This is a genomic window from Bradyrhizobium sp. UNPA324, assembly GCF_006658635.1.
GTDB classification, from domain to species: Bacteria; Pseudomonadota; Alphaproteobacteria; order Rhizobiales; family Xanthobacteraceae; genus Bradyrhizobium; species Bradyrhizobium nanningense.
This window is the reverse complement of the sequence record NZ_LFJD01000004.1, coordinates 4592508-4613320: the sequence shown is the minus strand read 5'-3', so window position 1 is coordinate 4613320 and position 20813 is coordinate 4592508. Positions and strand designations below refer to the sequence as shown.

Here is a 20813-nt window from a genome sequence, read left to right as displayed (position 1 = left end):
CCTTTTTCGGGAAGCCTAGCGGCCGGCATGGTAGCGTTCAAGCCATGCACCGCGCCCATGCGTGACGTTCGCCGCAAATCAACCTCAAACACCGCCGACGGTGATCTTGGAAATGGGAAGCATCGAGTGGGAAGGAAACTCAGATTCGCTACGCTGGCGCTGATGGCCGTCGCGGCTGGCGTCTATCTCAACAACACCAGTCTTCTGGCGCCGCATCGGGAAGGCAAGCCGGTGCTGCTCGCGCATCGCGGCATGGCGCAACGCTTTGACGAGCGCGACCTGAAGAACGACACCTGCACCGCCACGCGGATGCTGCCGCCGACGCACGATTATCTGGAGAACACCCTGCGCTCGATGCGCGCCAGCTTCGAGGCCGGCGCCGACGTGGTCGAGCTCGACGTGCACCCGACCACCGACGGCGAATTCGCCGTCTTCCACGACTGGACGGTCGACTGCCGCACCGACGGCCAGGGCGTCACGCGCGAGCAGAGCATGGCGAAGCTGAGAATGCTCGACATCGGCTACGGCTACACCGCCGACGGCAGCAAGACCTTTCCGTTTCGCGGCAAGGGGATCGGAATGATGCCGACGCTGTCGGAGGTGCTTGCCACCTTTCCTGACAAGCAACTCCTCATCAACGTGAAAAGCCGCGACCCCGGCGAAGGCGAGAAGCTTGCCGCCGTGCTGAACGCACTGCCGGCCGCGCGGCGCGGGATGAGCATGGTCTATGGCGGCGACGAGCCGATCGACATGATCCGTCGCCTCACCCTTGGTGTGCGCACCATTTCGCGCGCGGCGATCCAAAGCTGCCTGATCCGCTATATGGGTTATGGCTGGACCGGTCTGGTCCCCACCGCCTGCCGCAACGCGATGCTGCTTGTGCCGATCAACGTTGCGCCCTGGCTATGGGGCTGGCCGGACCGCTTCCTCAACCGGATGGCCAACGTCAACAGCGCGGTCTTCGTGCTCGGCCCCTACAGCGGCGGCGAATTCTCCAGCGGCATCGATACGCCCGAAGCGTTCGCCCGGCTCCCGCAAGGCTATTCCGGCGGCATTTGGACCAACGAGATCGAGGCCATCGCCAAGATCGCCATGATGCCTCTTGGCAAGCTCCGCACGAAAGCTACCATGGCACAGTGCACCATCGGAGAGACGCAGTGGCTATCCCAGCCGAATTGCTAGCGCAGATGGTCGCTTTGTTGCCGCATGCGAAGACAACCAAGCGGCACTCGCCCTTCTAAAACGATCGGACCTCATCAGAATCGTTCCGTCAGGAGAAGAGTCGATCTTCTCGCCCGCAGGAGAGTTTTTGCGAGTTTATCGGATAAGGCAGGCAACCACGACAGAGGCCGGCACGGTCACATACGGCCTTTCGTCTCTGCTATCCGTCCTGGAGAACTTGCAGCCGACGGATCCTCTTGCGGTGACGGTGTTCGCCACGGACGGATGGTTCGGCAGCTTTTGCTCGGACCAAGCCGATAGACTTGTGGGGTTCGTGCTCGTCCAGAGGCGATCTCCCAAAGACGAGCAAGAACGCCTGGAGTGGTTCCGGCAAAACCTGACGTAGCCAACTACGACCGCAGCCCCGGCGCCTCCTGCCCGGTCCGCGCAACGTATTCCGTATAGCCGCCGCCGAACTGGTGGATGCCCTCCGGCGTCAGCTCCAGCACGCGGTTGGAGAGGACGCTGAGAAAATGCCGGTCATGCGAGACGAACAGCATGGTGCCCTCGAAGTCGGACAGCGCGTTGATCAGCATCTCCTTGGTGGCGAGGTCGAGATGGTTGGTCGGCTCGTCCAGCACCAGGAAGTTCGGCGGATCGAACAGCATCTTGGCCATCACCAGGCGCGCCTTCTCACCGCCCGACAGCACGCGGCAGCGCTTCTCGACGTCGTCGCCGGAGAAGCCGAAGCAGCCGGCGAGCGCGCGCAAGCTACCCTGCCCTGCAGTCGGAAACGCATATTCGAGCGACTGAAACACCGTCTGCTCACCGTCGAGCAGATCCATCGCGTGCTGGGCGAAATAGCCCATCTTGACGCTGCCACCCAGCGCCACCGTGCCCTGATCCGGCTCGCTCGCGCCCGCGACCAGCTTGAGCAGCGTCGACTTGCCGGCGCCGTTGACGCCCATCACGCACCAGCGCTCCCTGCGGCGGATCATGAAATCCAGTCCGTCATAGATGCGCTTTGAGCCGTATCCCTTGTGCACGCTCTTGAGCGCAACGACGTCCTCGCCCGAGCGCGGCGCCGGCGGGAAGTCGAACGCCACGCTCTGGCGGCGCCGCGGCGGCTCGACCCGTTCGATCTTGTCGAGCTTCTTCACCCGGCTCTGCACCTGTGCCGCATGCGAGGCGCGCGCCTTGAAGCGCTCGATGAACTTGATCTCCTTGGCGAGCATCGCCTGCTGGCGCTCGAACTGCGCCTGCTGCTGCTTCTCGTTCTGCGCGCGCTGCTGCTCGTAGAATTCGTAGTCGCCGGTGTAGGTGGTGAGCGAGCCTGAATCGATCTCGATCACCTTGGAGATCACGCGGTTGATGAACTCGCGGTCGTGCGAGGTCATCAGCAGCGCGCCTTCGTAATCGTGCAGGAATTTTTCCAGCCAGATCAGGCTTTCGAGGTCGAGATGGTTGCTCGGCTCGTCGAGCAGCATGACGTCGGGACGCATCAGGAGGATGCGCGCCAGCGCCACGCGCATCTTCCAGCCGCCGGAGAGATTTCCGACGTCGCCGTCCATCATCTCCTGGCTGAAGCCGAGACCCGCCAGCGCCTCGCGCGCGCGGCCGTCGAGCGCATAGCCGTCGAGCTCCTCGAAACGGTGCTGCACCTCGCCGTAGCGGGCGATGATCTCGTCCATCTGGTCGGCCTTGTCAGGATCGGCCATCGCGGCCTCGAGCTCGCGCAGCTCGGCCGCGACCTCGCTGACGGGGCCGGCGCCGTCCATCACCTCGGCCACGGCACTGCGACCCGACATCTCACCGACATCCTGGTTGAAATAGCCGATGGAGATGCCGCGATCGATCGAGACCTGGCCCTCATCGGGCAGGTCCTGGCCGGCGATCATCCGGAACAGCGTGCTCTTGCCGGCGCCGTTGGGGCCGACGAGCCCGATCTTCTCGCCCTTGTTGAGGGCGGCGGAGGCTTCAATGAACAGGATCTGGTGGCCGGCTTGCTTGCTGACGTTGTCGAGGCGGATCATGAGGTCTTTTGAGGGGATTGTTGCGTCGCAGCGTCATAGGCCATGCGGGCCGCCAGGGGAAGTCCGGCGGGCACGGATCAGCCCTGTTCCGCAGCCAAATTCGCGCAATTCGACCCGCAACTTAGGGCTTGTAGACCTCCACCGTCTGCATCATGCCCATCTCCTCATGGTTCATCATGTGGCAGTGGAGCATGTAGACACCGGTGAAATCGATGAAGCGCGAGCGGAACACGACCTGGCCGCCCTTGCGCTCCACGATCACGGAATCCCGCCATTCCGGCACGGCCAGCGCCTTGCCGTTGACCGAGACGACCTGGAATGGATTGGTGTGGATGTGGAAGACGTGGTCGTCATGCTCATGCGTATTGACGATGGTCCACTCTTCGACCGCGCCCAACTTGACCCGCTGATCGATGCGGCCCGGATCGAACTTCTTGCCGTCGACGAAGAACTCGAACTCCTGCCAATGGCCGGCGGCATCGGCCTCCGGCGCGGTTGCCGACAAAGTCACCTTGCGACGGTTGGTGATTTCGGAATCCTTGATGGTGGCAAGCGGCGCCGGCGGGAGGGCGCGCGGCAGCTTCATGTCGATCGGCGCACCTGACACCACGACCCGCGCTAGCGGCCCGACGGGCGAAGGATGCCCCTGGTCGTAGGGCGCGGCGTTAAAGGCGTAGGTGCCGGGGCCGCCTGCCTTCACCAGAATGTCCGCGCGCTGGCCGGGCGCGATCAGGACCTGCTTGAGCGGCTGCATGGCGCCGAGCTGGATGCCGTCATAGGCGATCGCATGCAGATCGTGCTTTTCCAGGTCGAGCAGCATGTCGTCCTGATAAGCGGCATTGAGGATGCGCCACCGCTGTACCTCGCCGGGTCGCATGTCGATCATTGGCCGGCGCTGGCCGTTGATAGCGAGAAAGCGCGTCGCGGTCTCGGGAAACAGCGTTTCGAAATTCTCGACCATGCCGTTGGCGTCGTAGACCACCTGAGTGAGCACCATGAGGCGTTCGCGGGCTGTCGCGATCTCGGGAACGTCGGCGAAATCGCCCTCGATGACGACGGCACCGACCATGCCGGAGGACATCTGGATGTCGGCGCTGCCGTGGTGATGCGGGTGATACCAGTAGGTGCCCCTAGTGTGGTCGGCCGGCAGGGTGATCTCGATGTTGTAGCTGCGGCCCGGTGCCATCGAGCGCATGACGTTGTCGGCAATCCCGCTCGGGCTGGTATGCGCGCCGTGGAAATGGAAATTGGTGTTGTTGAACTGGTGCGGATGGCTAATGTCGGCCGGCATTCCATCGCGGTTCGGCGGCAGGTCGTTGATCATCTTGATGCGCAGGGTCTCGCCGGGCTTCATGCGAAGGGTCGGCCCGGGGCTGCCGCCTTCATAGGACCTGACATAGAGCCTGACGCCGCCGATCTGGCGATAGGCGTAGCCAACACGCAGGGTCGTGCTCAGCAGGCCATTGACGGACCGCCGCACCTCGGGCTCGACCAGCGGCTGGTCCATGGCAGGCACGGGCGTTTCAGCGACCATCCCCATGGTCGGCGACATGTCCGCAGTGTGGGAAGTGCCCGCATGGTCGTGCACGGCGTGCTGGGCATTCGCGGCACCTGCGAACAACGACATCGCGCCCGCCTTGAGACCGTAATCGAGCAATTGGCGCCGCGAGAGCTTCGTCATATCCGCTCTGACTGGAGAGACGTCGTTCGGACCGTGCTGCATTTGAGTTTCGCTCCCGTTACCGATCCGTCTTCAGTTTGATTCGATCCTAAAGCAAGCGCGAAAGGACCATTCCGTCCGGGAATCGCGTTGCATTCACCGGTTGTAAACGCCATGCCCCTCTTTATCGTCGCATGACGAATCACGACGGATTCGAGCTAGCATTGGCGCGGACCTTTCCGGGCATCGATGCCGTCGGCATCGTGATGTCCTCGAAACTCTGTACAAGGATCTGATCATGGAGCCTTCGCGACGCGAGTTCGTGAAGTGGTTGTCGGCGGGAGGCATCTCGGTCAGCCTGACGCATCTTGCTTCGGCGACGACAGCTCCCTTCGCAGCCCACGAGACGCTGCCCGGACGCGGCAAGTTCAATCCCGCGACAAAGGGCGCCGGCCGTGTCGACGCCGTCGCCAAGGTCACCGGCGCGAAGCTTTACGCCTCCGACTTCCGGGCCAACGATCTCGCTGGCTGGCCGCAGGCCACCTCGCACGCTATCCTGGTCCGCGCCAACGACGCCACGCACGTCTATACCGGCATGGATCTCGCGCGCCTTGGCGGCGCACTCAAGCCGTCGGTGGTGGTGACTGCCGCTGATCTCGACCGGATCGGGACGCAGGTGCCGGAATTCTATGCGGGCGATCTGTTTTGTCCGGTCGGCAAGACGCCGCTCTATCTCGGCCAGCCGGTCGCGCTTTTGATCTTCGAAAAGTTCGACGCCTTCGACCAGGCGCGTCTCGCGCTACGGGAGGGCACGTTCGTCCAATTCGGCGAGGAGACCGGGCCCGTCGTCGTGCCCGATTATGGGGCCTTCCGCTTCACCCGCGTGGCAGGTCCTTCGCCTGACAAGCCGGATGTCTATTCCCCGCTCCAGGCGGGCTGGGTCTCGCCCAAGAAGGTGCAGAGCGCGGCGCTGCCGGTGTGGTCGCCCCTCGCGAAGGAAATGCCGGCGGATTACGCCAAGGCGGCGAAACATGGCGAGCAGATCCGCGCTGAGCTCGCCGCAGACGACGCCTCGCTGCTCGTGCTCGACCGCGAGTTCGAGACGCAATCGGTCGACCCGATGTTCCTGGAGCCGGAATGCGGGCTCGCCTGGTACGACGGCAAGGGTGGCAATCTCGAACTGCTGCTTGGCGTCCAGTCGCCCTACGAGGCGGCGGAGTCGATCGCGCATCTGTTTGGCAAGGCCCGCGCGCCCTACAAGCCGGCGCACATCAACGCGCAGTTCGCCCATGTTGGCGGCGGTTTTGGTGGCCGCGATCACACGCCTTTCATTCTCTATGTTGCGCTCGCGGCGGTCTGCTTTGCCGGTAGGCCCGTGCGGCTGGCGCATGACCGCTACCAGCAGTTTCAGGGCGGCATCAAGCGCCACTCGATCAAGATGCGCTCGCGCATCGGCATCGATCGCGCGACCGGCAAGATCAAGGCGTTCGCCGCCGACCACGTGCTCGACGGCGGCGGGCTCGCCCATTTCTCGGCCAGCGTCGCCGTCGTCGCGGGCACCGGCGCGATCGGCATTTACGACATTCCGAAGGTCGACGTCAGGACCGTCGCGCTGCACTCGCGCGGCGTGAGCGCGGGCTCGATGCGCGGCTACGGCATCCTGCAAGCCATGACGGCGCTGGAGGTCCTGATCGACGAGGCGGCGTCCGAGCTCAAACGCGATCCGATCGAATTCCGGCGGCGCAATGCGCTGCCCCAGAACGGTCGGACCATGACCGGCAATCCCTACATCGTCTCGGTGCGCACGCCCGAAATCCTCGACAAGCTCGAGAAGCATCCGATCTGGCAGCAGCGGGCACAATTCAAGCAGACGTCGTCGGGTCGGCTGGTCGGCACCGGCGTCGCCTGCGTGACGAAAGACTATGGCTCCGGCGCGGACGGTTCGCTCGGACGCGTGGAGCTTACCCCCGACGGCAAAATCGCAATCTATTGCGATCATGTCGAGATGGGCAACGGCATCGGGACGGCGCTAGCCAACCGGGTCGCAAGCCATCTCGGCGTCATCGCCGACGAGGTCTCGGTCGCCCGCGTCGATAGCTATGACGTACTCGGGCTGGTCACGTCCGGCGATCCCTCCACCATGGACCAGAAGACCCAGGATGCCGCGGAGAAAAATCCGCGCTGGGTGCCCGCGATCAGTTCGCCGACAAGCTCCTCGATTGGCGCGCATGTCGGCACGCATTCCTCCGCGGAAGCCGCCCGCGTCATTTTCCGCTTCGGCCTGTGGCCGGCAGCGCTTGAGCTGTGGCGCATCGCAAGGACTGATCCGCGCGCGCGCCAACGGGACGCCGCAAGCTGGCAGAATGGGCAGCTGACCATGCCCGGTCTCGAACCGCTGTCGCTGCCGGTACTGGCCGCAACAGCTCATGCGCGCGGCTTCGTTACCGGTGCGGTTGCGCACAGCTTCTCGCGCTGGGCGTGGTCGCGGGCACGCTTTCCGCTGTTCGGCGAGCAATACCGCGCCGACATCGACGCGCTTGCGATCCGCCGCGGCAACGGCAAGTTCGAGCGGATCAACCGCACCAGCGTGAAGTTTCCGCCGACCGACAACAACCGGATCGGCACCGCCTACACCTCGATGTGCGGCACGGTCGTCCGCGTCGAGATCGAGCGCGCGACGGGCGCCTTGCGTATCGCCAAGGCCTACAGCGTGCTCGAATGCGGCACCGCACTCGTACCCGAGGTGGTGATGGGCCAGGCCCAGGGCGGCTTCGCCATGGGCGTCGGCTACGCGCTCCTGGAACATTTACCGCCGTTCGAGGGCGGACCGGGCGGCGGCGATTGGAATCTCGGCCGCTATCTGGTCGCGCGCGGCTCCGACCTGCCGCTCCGCGATCTCGAGATCGAGATGCTAAAGCCGCAGACGCCAGACGAAGCACCGAAGGGCATGGCGGAGGTCGTGATGATCCCGATCGTGCCGGCGCTCATCAACGCCATCCACGATGCCACCGGCCATCGCTTCCGCTCGCTGCCGGTCAGCTCAAGCCTTTTGAAGGGAGTGCTCGCGTGACGACCCTCAGCCTCACCATCAACGGCCAGAAGCACGGCCCGATGGACGTCCGCGACGATCTCTCGATGAACGATTTTCTGCGCGAGATGCTCGGCATGACCGGGACCAAGTTCGGCTGCGGCGCCGCACAATGCCTGAGCTGCGCCGTCATCGTCGACGCGCCCGATGGCACCAGCTACACCAGCCCGACCTGCGTCGCGCCGGCCGTGAACTTCGACGGCAAGTCGATCCGCACCGTCGAGGGTCACGCCAAGGACGGCCAGCTCTCGGCGCTGCAAAAGGCCTTCGTCGATCATTTCGCGTTTCAGTGCGGCTACTGCACGGCGGGCTTCCTCAACGAAGGACAGGTCCTGCTCGAACATCTCGCACGCGCGCCGGTGCCGCGCGAGGCTCTGGAGCAGACGATCGCGGACGCCCTTGATGGCCATCTCTGCCGCTGCACCGGCTACATCAAATATCACGAGGCGGTGCGCGACGTGATCCTCGCCGATTCAAACCGCTACCTCATCGCCACCAAGTGACACGAGCCATGTTCTCTGACGCGCGCTTCAAGACGGCGGCCGTGATCGCGGCGCTCGCCAGCAGCCTTTGCGCGGGCTACGCGGCCTCCGAGACAGCGAGCCATGCTCTGGCCTCGCCCGACAGCTTTGCCAACATCACCGATGCCGAAAAACGCTCGGCGGCGATCTTCACCGAGCTCGGAAAGGTTCTGACGCACCCGCGCTGCACCAACTGCCATCCGGCCGGCGACAGCCCGCGGCAGGGCGACAATCCCCGCCTGCATCAGCCGCCAGTCACGCGCGGCGCTGACGGCCACGGGCTCGAGCCGATGCGCTGCCACACCTGCCACCAGAAGGCCAATTTCGAGCCCGGCCGTATGCCCGGGCATCCCGAATGGCATCTCGCCCCGCGCGAGATGGCCTGGGAGGGCAAGACCGCCGGCGAGATCTGCGAGCAGATCAAGGACCCCAAGCGCAATGGCGGGCGCAAGGTGGAAGAGCTGATCGACCACATCGGCAAAGACACGCTGGTCGGCTGGGCCTGGCAACCCGGCTTCGGCCGCTCGCCCGTACCGGGCACGCAACAACAGGCCGGCGCGCTGGTCGAGGCCTGGGTGAAGGCGGGGGCGGCCTGTCCGGCACCGTGATGAGGCTGGCGCAAGTCCTCATAATCGTCGGCTTGAATGCTGAATGGACACGGCCCATGTGCGCGCGGGCCAATCGAGTTTGTGAGCCTACGCCCTTCGCATGAGCTTGAGCGACGCCGCCAGCCGCAGGCTGCGCTTCCCCGCCAGCGCGATGCCTTCGAGTTCGCCGCTATCGGCCGTGCACGTCCCGGAGAAGCCGATCCCGACCTCGAAGCCGCCGAACACGGGATTCTCGCCCTTCGCCGGCGTATGTTCCTGGTTCAGCATCTCGCCCTTCCAACGGCCGCCCGCGGAGGAATAGGAGCCGAGATAGTAGAAGAACGCATCGCCGCCGAGGATGCGGCCGTCGATCAGCAGCATCACGCCGGACAGGCCGGCATCGACGCCGTCGAGTGCGCGCAGGCTCATCCCGTAGAGCCCGTTGGCGATGCCGCCCTGCCCGGTCGTGCCGCGCGGCGGCAGCGCGCCGTCATCGAGCCGGGTGAGATTGGCCCAGAAATTGGCGCCAGGCATCGTGTCGGCGCCGCCCTGCAGGCGGATCTGGTTGCCGTGAAGTCGCCCTCGCGCGCCGATCCTGGCGACGTCGGCGCCCATCAGCGGCTTGTAGTTGGGATCGAGATTATGCCGCTCGGTAATCACCTCGGCGACGATCTCGCCGCCCTGCTCGGCATAGGTGCCGAGATGCGCAAAGCCCGAATTGCCGCCCAGCATCTTGCCGTCATGCAGGCACATGATGCTGCGCCCGAACGCATCGTTGACGCCGTATTCAACCTTGTAAAGTCCGTCCAGCAACGCAATGAGCCCACAAAATCGGAAAAGAACCACGGGCTACCTAGCATTGCCGCCGCAGCTCGGCCACCCGGCTTTTGCGCGCAGAGGCATTGCGTATCCCCCGCTGCCGCGACGCCACCATCGCCCCTGTTTTGTCCGACGGGACAAGACATCTTCGCCAAAACCGCAATGAGCGACGGCGACCGACAAGTGATTTCAGCGACCGAGTGATTTCAACCACTTGGCTACTGTGCATGGGGTTGTTTTCGCGTTTATTGTCTGCTGCGAGGCTCGCGCGCGTCAGTGACGCTTGAAATACTGCACCTCGCGCTCGTGCTTCTCGGCGGCCGCACGGCTCTTGAAGGTCCCGAGGTTTCGGCGCTTGCCGGTCTTCGGATTGACCTTGCGTGAATAGAGGCGGTATTCGCCGGATGCCAATTTGCGGATCATGGTTGCGCCTCCGTCTTGTCCGGATATCAACGGCGTTTGCGCAATAGAGGTTCCGTGGCGTTTCGGGCTCTGCTCAGAAGCACAGCGTGGTGACGAGCTTGCCCTGCTTGTCCTTGATTGCGTAGGGGCAGCGCAGCCGCTCCAGCGCCTTCTTGGCGTCCTCGTCGCCGAGCGCGGCGGCGCGGTCGTAATAGGCCTTTGCGGCGTCCTTGTCCTTTGCGCCGCCGCGGCCACCTTCCGCGAAGGCCCCCATCCGCTCCAGCGCGCCGGGATGGTTTTGTGCGGCCGCCTTCTCGAACAGCGCACGCGCCGCGACGTCGTCCCGCGCGCCGCCCGTGCCTTCGGAGAGCATCAGGCCGAGCTGGTACTGCGCTTCCGCGTTGGTCTCGGCGGCCTTGCCTAGCAGCGCGCGCGCCTGCGCGGGATCGGCCGGTGCGGCGCCACCCGCGCCGCCGAGCGCAGCGAGGTTGCTGACGCCGCGGGGATTGCCTGATTGCGCCGCCTTCTCGAACAGCTTTCGCGCCTGGGCTTCGTCCTTCGCAACACCCGAGCCGGTGCCGTAGGCGACGCCGAGCTCGACCATCGCCGCGCTCGATCCTTTGTCGGCCGCCTTGCGCCAGGCGGCGATCGCCTCGCCGGCCTGCCGGTTGGCCGCATAGGCGCGGCCGAGCGCGAACATCGCACGCCGCGAGGACGCTGCCGCCTGCTTGCAGAACTTGATCGCGGTCGCGACGTCGGAGGTCGCGATCTCGGCGACGCCCCTCACGTCGGCCGGCTTGTCTGGATCGCTGGGATCGGCGGCGACGCGGTCGCACAGCACGAGATCGGCCGATTGCGCATACGCAGTCATGGGGGCGGCGAGCGCGAGCACGATGGCAAGGAGATAACTCCGCATGGACAATACGCTGCGTCCCCGCTCCGGCAAATTCATGGCTCGAGTCCCGATTGGCGCAGCACGGGCACGACCTCCGGCGACGCCAGATAGCGCAGCAGCCGGTCGGCGGCGTCGGCCTGTTTTGCGCTGGCGATACGGCCAGCCGAGAACACCGCTGGCGTCTGCAAGTCGTACGGGATCGGTCCCACCACCTCGATGCCTTCGACCTGCTTCAGCTCGCTGATCTGCTGCACGGCGAGATCGGCCTCGCCGGTGACGAGGCGCTGCGCCGTGAACCCCTGCTCGACGATGGTGGCCCTGGCGTTGATCTCGGCTGCGATCCCCATCCGGACGATCAACTGCGCGAAATAGACACCGCTCGCGCCCAGCCGCGAATAGGCAACTGACCGCGCTGCGAGCAGCGCCTTGCGCAGCGCCGCTTCGCTTCCAATGTCGGGGTGCGCCTGCCCTGCCCGCACGGCGATGCCGGCATAGGAGCGCGCCAGATCGGCTGCGCTGCTTGCGATCACGCGGCCCTCCGCGATCACCTCGTCCAGCCCCTCGCGCGTGAGGATCACGAGATCGGCGGCCTCGCCGTCGCGCAAGCGCTTCAGCAGCGCCAGGGTCGGCGCGAAGTCGGCGTCGACAAGGATGCCTGTTTCAGCCTCGAAGGCGGAGGACAGGCTCCGCATCGCGCCCATCAGGCCGAGCGTCGAAAGCATGCGAACTTTTTCCATGTGCGCTTCCCGTAGCGATCAGGCGCGATGCATCAGCTTGAGCGCGGCGGTCAGGCGCAGGCTGCGCTTGCCGGCAAGCGCGGTCGCCTCCAGCACCGCCTCCTCCGCGTCGTAGCGGCCGGAGAAGCCGATGCCGACCTCGTGTTCGCCGAAGATCGGATCGTCCTTGGCCGGCGTGTGCTCCTGGTTGAGGATCTGGCCTTTCCAGCGGCCGTTCGCGGCGGCGTAGCTGCCGAGATAGTAGAACGAGGCATCGCCGCCGAGGATGCGGCCCCGGTTGAGCAGCATCACGCCGGTGAGGCCGCCGTCGAGGCCGTCGAGCATGCGCAGATGGATGGAGTAGAGACCGTCGGCGATGCCGGCTTCCCCGATGCCACCGGCGATCGGCACCTCATCGTCGGCGATCGGCGTCATCACCGACTGGAAGGGAATGCCCGGCAGCTCCTTCAGCTCGCCCTTGAAGCGATAGAGGTCGCCGTCGGCCCAGCCCTTGGCGAGCAAGGTGGCATCGTCGGTCCCCGCCATGGCGCGGTAGGTCGGGTCGGGATTATGGCGGACTGTGCTGATCACGACGTCGACGCCCTCGTCGGTCTTCTCGTAGGTGCCGATATGGGCGAAGGCCGAATTGCCGCCAAGCATCTTGCCATTGCCCGCATGCATCACGCTCCGGCCGACGGCGTCGCCGAGCTGAAATTTCACCTTGTAGAAGCCTTCAAACACCAGCCGTGTCCCCGGCTCTCGCGCGCATCCCGAGACAATCTATCGCGCTTTCAGCGGCATTGGACAAGTTTCGCGCGGCCGAGCGAGGCAGGTACGGGAATGACCGTCATCCAAATGCAAAAATCCGCCGGAGCCTTGCAGCTCCGGCGGATTGAGCACCAACCCGGGCCAGCCCCCAGCCCGGGCCGGGAGGATGTTAGGCCGCAGCCGTCTTGTCGGTCGGCACGGACGCGATCGTCTTCAGGATCTGCGAAGCGATCTGGTATGGGTCGCCCTGCGAGTTCGGACGGCGGTCTTCCAGATAACCCTTATAGCCGTTGTTGACGAAAGAGTGCGGAACGCGGATCGAGGCGCCGCGGTCGGCAACGCCGTAGCTGAACCTGTTCCACGGCGCGGTCTCGTGCTTGCCGGTCAGACGCTTGTCGTTGTCCGGGCCGTAGACGGCGATGTGGTCCATCAGGTTCTTGTCGAAGGCGGCCATCAGCGCCTCGAAATACTCCTTGCCGCCGACATTGCGCATGTACTCGGTCGAGAAGTTGGCGTGCATGCCGGAGCCGTTCCAGTCGGTGTCGCCGAGCGGCTTGCAGTGGAATTCGATGTCGATGCCGTACTTCTCGGTGAGGCGCAGCATCAGATAGCGGGCCATCCACATTTCGTCAGCGGCCTTCTTGGAGCCCTTGCCGAAGATCTGGAATTCCCACTGGCCCTTCGCGACTTCGGCGTTGATGCCTTCATGGTTGATGCCGGCCGCCAGGCAGAGGTCGAGATGCTCTTCGACGATCTTGCGGGCGACGTCGCCGACGAACTTGTAACCGACGCCGGTGTAGTACGGGCCCTGCGGAGCGGGATAGCCGTATTCCGGGAAGCCGAGCGGACGGCCGTCCTTGTAGAAGAAGTATTCCTGCTCGAAGCCGAACCAGGCGCCGGCGTCGTCGAGGATGGTGGCGCGCTTGTTGGACGGATGCGGGGTCTTGCCATCGGGCATCATGACTTCGCACATCACGAGCACGCCGTTGGTGCGGGCGCCGTCCGGGAACACCGCGACCGGCTTCAGCACGCAATCGGAGCTGTGGCCTTCGGCCTGCTGGGTGGAGGAGCCATCGAAGCCCCAGAGCGGAAGCTGCTCGAGCGTCGGGAACGACGCGAATTCCTTGATCTGAGTTTTGCCGCGCAAATTCGGAGTCGGCGTATATCCGTCGAGCCAGATGTACTCGAGCTTATACTTGGTCATTGAGCCTCTCTGTAGATGATGCGAAAGGTTTGGGGGCCCGGAGGCCCCTGAACGTTTTGTACCCGGCCATCATCGGCCGGCGCTTTACAAGCATTTTACGTGCCAAAAGGCCGCAGTGCGGGAGGTTTTCCACCGCGGTCGGGCTCAACCTGCCATGAGCAGACCGCCTCCGACGCTATGCGTCATAGCCGCGCACCTTCGCGTGAAGCTGCACCGCAAAAATCCCGCGGAAATCGCCCGTTTCTGAAGCAGGCGATGCGGTGCCGGACGCTGCCGATCAAACGCGCATCAACCGCCGGCAATTTTCGCAAAGTCTCCCACCCCTACGCAGCAACCTTTGGAATGGCCTCCGCGTTGGCCTCCAGCTGGCTGCCTTGGGGGATGCAGACCTCCAGCTGCCTACAAATTGGGCGGCGACTGATTTCCTTTTCAGCACTTTCCAATCCAGGGGACGCGGCCGATATGGAGATTCCGGTAACCACAATCGAACGAGTCGGGCGCACCATGGAGGCCAAGGCGCTTCGACCAAGGAGAATCGCAATGATGAACAATGGTCTGAGTCACGGATCGGCAACGATCTACCAATTCCCGGTCGGGGGCCGCGCAGCTCTCGCCGGACGCCGCTATGACGAGACCCGCCTTCCTGCCGATCATGCCTCGCATCCCGCGAACGCCTCGATCTGCAGCGACAGCTGGTACCACCAGGACGCGGTCGACGACGCCAAACCGAAATGGGATCGCTGATGCCTGTGATTGGTTTGAAACCGCCGCGCTCGCGCAAGCGCCTGGCGGCAGTTGAAAAAGGGCCGAAACAGCGATGTTTCGGCCCTTTTTGATTCATCCATGAAACGACGCCGTTCAGATCACCGCGCAGGCCGTCGCAGGCCGCTTCAGATGCTTGACCGCGGTGGCGCCGGCTTTGCTGATGGTCAGCGTGATGCCAGCCCCCGAATAGCGTATGCCGGACACCGTCAGCCGCTTGGCCAGCGTGACCGGTTCGCCGTCGATCTGGAGAAAGGCGCGCTTGTCGTGATCATAGAACCCAACAATGAACTGCGTCCCGTCGATGCAGCGATAGGTCTGGAACGTCTGCGCATCAGCCTGCCGCGCGCTGAAAATTCCGGCCGCCAGCATGGTGATCCCCAAAAGAATGGCCTTGTGCCGGCTCATGATCGCCCCCTGTAATAGACTTCAAGGACGCCCCCTCGTGCGTCCCATGGAACCATAACCGAAGCCGCTCCCATGCAAGACTCCTCTCTGAAAGACTCCCCTGCCCGTCACCTCGCCCTGCAAGGCGCCAGTAATTTTCGCGATCTCGGCGGTTATCCGACAAGCGATGGCCGCACCACACGCTGGCGGCACATCTTCCGCTCCAACCATCTCGGCCAGCTCACCGCTGCCGATGTCGAGATCGTCCGCGCGCTGGGCGTGCGAAGCGCGTTCGATTTCCGCGGGCTGGAGGAGCGCGCGGCCGGCGTCTGCGTCGTGAACGAGATCGCGGTGCATTCGCTGCCGATCGAGCCGACCGTGGTCGCAGCGCTACGCGCCGAACTCGCCAGGGGGACATTGACCGCGCCGGTTGCACTCGAACTGATGCGAGAATCCTACCGCAACTATGTCCGCCACAACACGCATAGCTTTCGTAACCTGTTCGGCCATCTGCTGGAAGACCGCGCGCCGCTGGTGATTCACTGCACCGCGGGCAAGGACCGCACCGGCTTTGCCAGCGCGCTGATCCTGCATGCGCTCGGCGTGCCCGATGAAATCATCGCCGAGGACTACCTCCTGACCAACCGGCACTACAAGCGTGACGCAACCAACGCCTCGGACCTTCCCGCCGATGTGCTCGACGCCATCGGTAGCGTCGAGGCCTCATACCTCGCGGCTGCCTTCGAGGCCGTGGGTACCGAATACGGCGATCTCGAAACCTATCTGCGGGACGGGCTCAAGCTCGGCGCAGCCGAGCGGGCCGCGCTGAAGGCGCGCTATCTGGAAGCATAGGCCGCTATGTCGGGGAGAGCGATGATGCAAGACAAGGTTCTGGTCGTGACCGGCGCGCGCGGCGCGCTCGGCAAGGTGGTTGCGGAGATCGCGCGGTCACGCGGCGCTCGCGTGGCCGGCATCGACCACGCGCCTTCGCAAGTGCCCGCGACGCCCGACCGTATCGAGATCGGCGGCGTCGACTTGTCGGACGCGGCCCAGGCGAAGACGGCAGTCGATGCGGCGGCAAAGCATTTCGGCCAGCTCGATGCGCTGATCAACATCGCCGGCGGCTTCGCGTTCGAAACCGTCGGCGATGGCGACATCAAGACATGGCAGCGCATGCACGCGCTGAATGTCCTGACCGCGCTGAACGCCTCGCGCGCCGCACTGCCTCATCTCGCCGCGTCCAGGGCCGGTCGCATCGTCAATATCGGCGCCATGGGCGCGCTCCAGGCAGGTTCAGGCATGGGGCCCTATGCGGCATCGAAAGCCGGCGTGCATCGGCTCACCGAAGCGCTCGCCCACGAGTGGAAGGGCAAGGTCACGGTGAACGCAGTGCTGCCCTCGATCATCGACACCGCCGCCAACCGCGCCGACATGCCGAAGGCGGACTACTCCAAATGGGTGACGCCGCAGGAACTCGCCGAGGTCATTCTGTTCCTCGCCAGCGACGCCGCCAGCGGCATTACCGGCGCGCTGATCCCGGTGGGCGGGCGGGTGTGATCAATCCGGAACCAGCAGCCTCAGATTGCCCTTGAAACGGATGCTCTGCTTGCCGGCGAGCGCGATGCCCTCGCCATACGCGGTGTCGTCGGTGTAAGTGCCGCTGAAGCCGATCGTCACCACTTTGCGACCCCACACCGGGCGCTCGTCGAATGAGGGCGAGTGCTCCTGGTTGGTCAGCTCCCCCTTCCACTTGCCGTTGGCCGAGGTGTAGGTGCCGTAGGCAAAGAAGAATGAATCACCGCCGCGCATGGTGCCGTCGCGCAGCACCATCACGCCCTGATTGCCACCCTGCACGGCGTCCAGCATCTCGATGCGGATATGATAGAGCCCGTTCTTGATCGTCATCTTCGTGAAAGCGCCCCGCTGTCCCGGTCGCAGGATAATCGCACTGCCCGTTCCCGATCAAATGGCGCGGAGGCCGAGGTCCGATCCAGGCTAGACTGCCGCAACTGATTCTCCGATCGGATACCCCTTGGAAACCGCGCTCTACCTGCCCGTCAAACGCTTCCTCGAAGAGCTCGGCTTCACCGTGAAGGGCGAGATCGGCGGCTGCGATCTCGTCGGCCTCAGCGCCGGCGATCCGCCGGTGGTGGTGATCGGCGAGCTCAAGCTTGCCTTCAACCTCGAGCTGATCCTACAGGCGGTCGACCGCGCGCCGGCCGGCGACGAGGTCTGGATCGCGGCGAAGATGTCGATCCGGGGCAAGGGGCGCGAGAGCGATGCGCGCTATCGCAATCTCTGCCGCCGCCTCGGCTTCGGCATGCTCGGCGTCACCGACCGCGGCCAGGTCGAGGTGCTGGTGAAGCCGCCGACGGCGGCGCCGCGCCGCGAGCCGAAGGTGCGCTCGCGCCTCGTCGCGGAGCATCAGCGCCGCCAGGGCGATCCCGTACTCGGCGGCAGCACCCGCGCGCCGATCATGACGGCCTATCGGCAGCAGGCGCTGGCCTGCGCCTCGGCGCTCGCCGACGGGCCGCGGCGGGTGCGCGACCTGCGCGACCGCTGTCCTGATGCCGGCAAGATCTTGCTTAACAATGTGTATGGCTGGTTCGAACGGGCCGACCGGGGAATCTACGGGCTCACCGAGGCCGGGCACGCCGCCCTGAAACGCTGGCCACAGCAGCGCCTTGAGGTCGATGCCGGCGTTGCGTCACTCCCATGACACCCGACCGGTGCATAGCTGAGATGCCACACCAATTTCATATTGCAATGCAACATTAGCGGCACTAGGTATCCCGGCATCAAAACGAGGCCGTTATGAGCGCAGACTGGAATACCAAATATGGCACGCGGCGCGTCCGCCATGATCCGCCCACCCTGGACGAGGCGATCTTCGCCGCCATCGGCATCACCGACGATCAGGAGCAGCAGGCCGAGATCGCCGCAGCCTTGATGGGGATGCCGCTCGATGTCGTGCAGGCCGAGGTAAAGAAGCAAGCGCGCACCAACAGTCGCATCACGGCGACGCGTGTGATCGCCGGCGAACAGGGCGCACAGCGCTCCGTGGTGGTCGAACGCCGCATCGTCCGGCGCTTCGGCACCGGCACGCGCACCGGCACCTAAGGCGTTCGTTTCAAACTTTCCGAATACGAAAGCGGACCGGCCATGCCGGTCCGCTTTTTGATTCAGCCCGCGATTGAGATCAGGCGGCGCGATTGTCGTACATGCTGGAGATGATCTTCCAGCAGGTCGAGTTGAGGCTGAGAAGCGCGCGCCCGGCCCTGAAGGGCGAAGCCGCGAGATCGGCGAGCTCGGCTTCGGGCGTCTTGGCAAGATCGATCGTGCCGGTCGATTCGCCCTGGCGGAAAGCCAGATGCGCCCCGAACTTCCTGGCAAGTGCCCGCATCGCATGATTCTCGGCGCCCGTTGTGATGCGCAGACGCTTGTAGCCTTTCCAGCGCGCCTCCTCGATCAGGCGACGGAACAGCACGGTGCCGACACCCTGGCGCCGCGCCGAGGCTTCGACGCTGAAGGCGACTTCGGGCAAGGCCTCATCTTCCGGCGGATGCAGCTCGGCCGCACCGCGGACAACGCCGTCGACGATATAGGCAACGATCACGGTGCCGTCCTCGGCACAGCGGGCGGCGTAACGCTCGATAAAGCTGTCGTCGAGATAACCGTTGAAACGGTCGTGCCGGCTTGCGGCATCGAGCCTCAGCAGGTGATCACGCAGGAGCGGCAATTCTTCCTGCTGGATCAAGGTCCGCACATAGCCCGGAGCCGTGCGGACGGTCTCTTCAAGTACCACGTCAAAACTCCTCTTGGTGTCCCTCGAGGAGGCGTTCGAATCCCTAGAGCCCCTATATTGTGCATCGCAGCATCTTTTGCAAGACGGGAACCTGCCTAACTTAGAGGCATAGAGGACGACTAATTCGTTAATGAAATCAAAGCCTCGTAGTCTTACAGGACCAGCTGCGTCTGGGTCACCACGGCCACTAGCTTGCCGTCCTCGGTCTCCAGCCGGGTGGTCCAGACCTGGGTCCGCCGGCCACGATGGACCGGGGTCGTGGTGGCAATGATTGTGGTTCCCTCCTTGGCCCCACCAATGAAATTGGTCTTGCTCTCCAGCGTGGTCGTACCCTTGGCGTCGTCAGGCAGGTTGATCACCGTCGCGGCCGCGCCAACGGAATCGGCCAGCGCCATCACCGCCCCGCCATGGATGGTGTGATGCAGCGTGCAGAGATCGGGCCGGACCGTCATCCGCGCCACCACGCGGTCCTTCCCGGCCTCGACGAACTCGACGCCCTTGAGCTCGGCGAACGGCATCTTCATCGCTTTAAGTTTCTCGAGCGGCGTCATCAGATCTCCTCCCAATACGTTGTTGTCGCAGGGTGAATTGCTTCATGCGGCAAAGCAATGACGTCCGAGGTAATCGCCGTGCCGACATCGGCGGGCTGCGCCAACATTCTCGTGTCCCGGACGCCCAGCATTGCTGCGCTGAGCCGGGACCCATCTCGCGGCGATTTCGGTGCGGCGTGGGCCCCGGCTCTGCAGTGCTCACGTCGCAGGTGCGGCGCGCTGCGCTGCGTCCGGGGCACAGCTTGCCTCACGTCACCGCATTCACGACCTGATATTCCGGCCGTCGCCACACCTCGCCGACGATCACCTCCTCGATGATCTCGGCGGCACGGATGATTTCACTCTCACCAATATACAGCGGCGTGATCCCGAACCGCATGATGTCGGGCGCGCGAAAATCGCCGATGACGCCGCGGGCGATCAATGCCTGCATCGCGGCATAACCGCCGTCGAAGGCAAACGACACCTGCGAGCCGCGGTGATCATGCGCGCGCGGGGTGACAAGCTTGAGCTGCGGGCAACGGCGTTCGACCTCCGCAACGAGGAGATCGCCGAGCGCCAGCGAGCGCGCACGGACCTCCGCGATATCGACGCGGTCCCAGATGTCGAGCGAGGCTTCCAGCGCCGCCATCGCCAGCACCGGCGGCGTGCCGACGCGCATGCGCTCGACACCGCCGGCGGCCGCATAGGCAAGCTCGAACGCAAACGGCTTGGCGTGCCCCATCCACCCCGACAGCGCGGCGCGCGCGTTGTCGGCGTGGCGCGGCGCAACGTAGAGGAAGGCCGGTGCGCCGGGGCCGGCGTTGATGTATTTGTAGGTGCACCCTGCGGCGAAATCCGCGCCGCTGCCGGCGAGATCGACCGGCAGTGCGCCGGCGGAATGCGCGAGATCCCAGACCGTGACGATGCCGAGGGCGTGGGCTTTCGCAGTCAGATGCGCCATGTCGTGGCGGCGGCCGGTGCGATAATCGACCTCGGTGATGTAGAGCACCGCGATCTCCTCCGACAGGGCGGACTCGATCTCCTCCGGTGCCACCAGACGCAATTGATGGCCGCGCCCGAGCGTCGCGATCAGGCCTTCGGCCATGTAAAGGTCGGTCGGGAAGTTACCGGTGTCCGACAGGACGATCTTGCGGGACACCGTCATGTCGAGCGCGGCGGCGAGCGCCTGATAGACCTTGAGCGACAGCGTGTCTCCGACCATCACCGAGCCGGCTTCCGCACCGATCAGCCGTGCGATGCGATCGCCGAGATGGCGCGGCTGGACGTACCAGCCTGCGGTGTTCCAGGCGCGGATCAGCTCAACGCCCCACTCCGTGGTGATGACGCGGTTGACCCGCTCGGCAACGCCTGACGGCAGCGCACCGAGCGAGTTGCCGTCGAGATAGATCACGCCGTCAGGCAGGTGGAACAGAGCTTTGGTATCGTCATAGACGCGATATTTGGTCATGGGC

General features: G+C 64.8%; 22 protein-coding genes. 9 read left to right on the top strand and 13 right to left on the bottom strand.

Going from position 1 to position 20813, the window contains the following annotated elements; all coding sequences use genetic code 11:
- Positions 1-126 precede the first annotated feature (126 nt).
- Positions 127-1182, top strand: a complete 1056-nt coding sequence (locus UNPA324_RS22205) for a glycerophosphodiester phosphodiesterase family protein (protein WP_181769475.1) — start codon at positions 127-129, stop codon at positions 1180-1182.
- Between the two features lie 389 nt (positions 1183-1571).
- On the opposite strand, the gene UNPA324_RS22200 is transcribed toward UNPA324_RS22205, so the two are convergent.
- Positions 1572-3194, bottom strand: a complete 1623-nt coding sequence (locus UNPA324_RS22200; RefSeq protein WP_128917475.1) for an ABC-F family ATP-binding cassette domain-containing protein — start codon at positions 3192-3194, stop codon at positions 1572-1574.
- A 121-nt stretch (positions 3195-3315) separates the two neighbouring features.
- Complete coding sequence (locus tag UNPA324_RS22195) at positions 3316-4875, bottom strand: multicopper oxidase family protein (RefSeq protein ID WP_181769474.1); 1560 nt, start codon at positions 4873-4875, stop codon at positions 3316-3318.
- 277 nt (positions 4876-5152) lie between these two features.
- Here UNPA324_RS22195 and UNPA324_RS22190 point away from each other — a divergent pair, with 277 nt between their 5' ends.
- From UNPA324_RS22190 to UNPA324_RS22180, 3 genes are read left to right on the top strand one after another with little or no spacing between them, the layout of a single operon-like run.
- Complete coding sequence (locus tag UNPA324_RS22190) at positions 5153-7924, top strand: xanthine dehydrogenase family protein molybdopterin-binding subunit (protein ID WP_141935938.1); 2772 nt, start codon at positions 5153-5155, stop codon at positions 7922-7924.
- Positions 7921-8445: a (2Fe-2S)-binding protein gene (locus tag UNPA324_RS22185; RefSeq protein WP_128917478.1), complete on the top strand. Its 525-nt coding sequence runs from the start codon at positions 7921-7923 to the stop codon at positions 8443-8445. Before UNPA324_RS22190 ends, UNPA324_RS22185 begins: the two co-directional genes overlap by 4 nt.
- Before the next feature lie 8 nt (positions 8446-8453).
- A complete protein-coding gene (locus UNPA324_RS22180) occupies positions 8454-9071 on the top strand; it encodes an Isoquinoline 1-oxidoreductase subunit (RefSeq protein ID WP_141935936.1) in 618 nt (205 codons plus the stop codon).
- An 87-nt stretch (positions 9072-9158) separates the two neighbouring features.
- Here UNPA324_RS22180 and UNPA324_RS22175 read toward each other — a convergent pair whose 3' ends face one another.
- From UNPA324_RS22175 to UNPA324_RS22150, 6 genes are all read right to left on the bottom strand, one after another.
- Complete coding sequence (locus UNPA324_RS22175) at positions 9159-9863, bottom strand: hypothetical protein (protein ID WP_141935934.1); 705 nt, start codon at positions 9861-9863, stop codon at positions 9159-9161.
- Positions 9864-10142: 279 nt separating this feature from the next.
- A complete protein-coding gene (locus UNPA324_RS22170) occupies positions 10143-10292 on the bottom strand; it encodes a hypothetical protein (protein ID WP_007609497.1) in 150 nt (49 codons plus the stop codon).
- 73 nt (positions 10293-10365) lie between these two features.
- Entirely contained in the window at positions 10366-11187 is an 822-nt protein-coding gene (locus UNPA324_RS22165; protein ID WP_141935932.1) for a tetratricopeptide repeat protein, read from the bottom strand.
- A 32-nt stretch (positions 11188-11219) separates the two neighbouring features.
- Entirely contained in the window at positions 11220-11903 is a 684-nt protein-coding gene (locus UNPA324_RS22160; RefSeq protein WP_128917481.1) for a substrate-binding domain-containing protein, read from the bottom strand.
- Between the two features lie 18 nt (positions 11904-11921).
- On the bottom strand, positions 11922-12623 hold the full coding sequence (locus UNPA324_RS22155) for a GrlR family regulatory protein (protein WP_141935930.1): 702 nt from the start codon (positions 12621-12623) through the stop codon (positions 11922-11924).
- A 196-nt stretch (positions 12624-12819) separates the two neighbouring features.
- Positions 12820-13854 carry a glutamine synthetase beta-grasp domain-containing protein gene (locus UNPA324_RS22150; RefSeq protein ID WP_141935928.1) on the bottom strand — a complete coding sequence of 345 codons (1035 nt, stop codon included), beginning with the start codon at positions 13852-13854 and terminating at the stop codon, positions 12820-12822.
- Between the two features lie 540 nt (positions 13855-14394).
- Between UNPA324_RS22150 and UNPA324_RS22140 the strand changes: the two genes are divergently transcribed.
- Positions 14395-14598: a DUF2735 domain-containing protein gene (locus tag UNPA324_RS22140; RefSeq protein ID WP_128917484.1), complete on the top strand. Its 204-nt coding sequence runs from the start codon at positions 14395-14397 to the stop codon at positions 14596-14598.
- A gap of 114 nt (positions 14599-14712) precedes the next feature.
- Here UNPA324_RS22140 and UNPA324_RS22135 read toward each other — a convergent pair whose 3' ends face one another.
- The gene (locus UNPA324_RS22135) at positions 14713-15024 is read right to left on the bottom strand and encodes an MliC family protein (RefSeq protein ID WP_128917485.1); all 312 of its coding nucleotides are present in this window, start codon (positions 15022-15024) and stop codon (positions 14713-14715) included.
- Positions 15025-15111: 87 nt separating this feature from the next.
- On the opposite strand from UNPA324_RS22135, the gene UNPA324_RS22130 reads away from it, so the two are divergent.
- Together UNPA324_RS22130 and UNPA324_RS22125 are read left to right on the top strand one after the other, a co-directional pair.
- Positions 15112-15855, top strand: coding sequence for a tyrosine-protein phosphatase (locus tag UNPA324_RS22130; RefSeq protein WP_141938971.1), 744 nt, complete (start codon positions 15112-15114; stop codon positions 15853-15855).
- 24 nt (positions 15856-15879) lie between these two features.
- Entirely contained in the window at positions 15880-16560 is a 681-nt protein-coding gene (locus UNPA324_RS22125; RefSeq protein ID WP_141935926.1) for an SDR family oxidoreductase, read from the top strand.
- Here UNPA324_RS22125 and UNPA324_RS22120 read toward each other — a convergent pair whose 3' ends face one another.
- Positions 16561-16908: a GrlR family regulatory protein gene (locus tag UNPA324_RS22120; protein WP_128917487.1), complete on the bottom strand. Its 348-nt coding sequence runs from the start codon at positions 16906-16908 to the stop codon at positions 16561-16563.
- Positions 16909-17035: 127 nt separating this feature from the next.
- Between UNPA324_RS22120 and UNPA324_RS22115 the strand changes: the two genes are divergently transcribed.
- Both UNPA324_RS22115 and UNPA324_RS22110 read left to right on the top strand, forming a co-directional pair.
- The gene (locus UNPA324_RS22115) at positions 17036-17722 is read left to right on the top strand and encodes a DUF2161 domain-containing phosphodiesterase (RefSeq protein ID WP_128917488.1); all 687 of its coding nucleotides are present in this window, start codon (positions 17036-17038) and stop codon (positions 17720-17722) included.
- A 95-nt stretch (positions 17723-17817) separates the two neighbouring features.
- Positions 17818-18123 (top strand): hypothetical protein, encoded by a 306-nt coding sequence (locus UNPA324_RS22110; protein ID WP_128917489.1) that lies wholly within the window; start codon positions 17818-17820, stop codon positions 18121-18123.
- Positions 18124-18202: 79 nt separating this feature from the next.
- Here UNPA324_RS22110 and UNPA324_RS22105 read toward each other — a convergent pair whose 3' ends face one another.
- The 3 genes from UNPA324_RS22105 to kynU form a co-directional block, all read right to left on the bottom strand.
- Positions 18203-18808, bottom strand: coding sequence for a GNAT family N-acetyltransferase (locus UNPA324_RS22105; protein WP_141935924.1), 606 nt, complete (start codon positions 18806-18808; stop codon positions 18203-18205).
- Positions 18809-18960: 152 nt separating this feature from the next.
- On the bottom strand, positions 18961-19359 hold the full coding sequence (locus tag UNPA324_RS22100) for a PaaI family thioesterase (protein WP_141935922.1): 399 nt from the start codon (positions 19357-19359) through the stop codon (positions 18961-18963).
- Positions 19360-19606: 247 nt separating this feature from the next.
- On the bottom strand, positions 19607-20809 hold the full coding sequence (gene kynU, locus UNPA324_RS22095) for a kynureninase (protein ID WP_141935920.1): 1203 nt from the start codon (positions 20807-20809) through the stop codon (positions 19607-19609).
- Between the last annotated feature and the right edge of the window lie 4 nt (positions 20810-20813).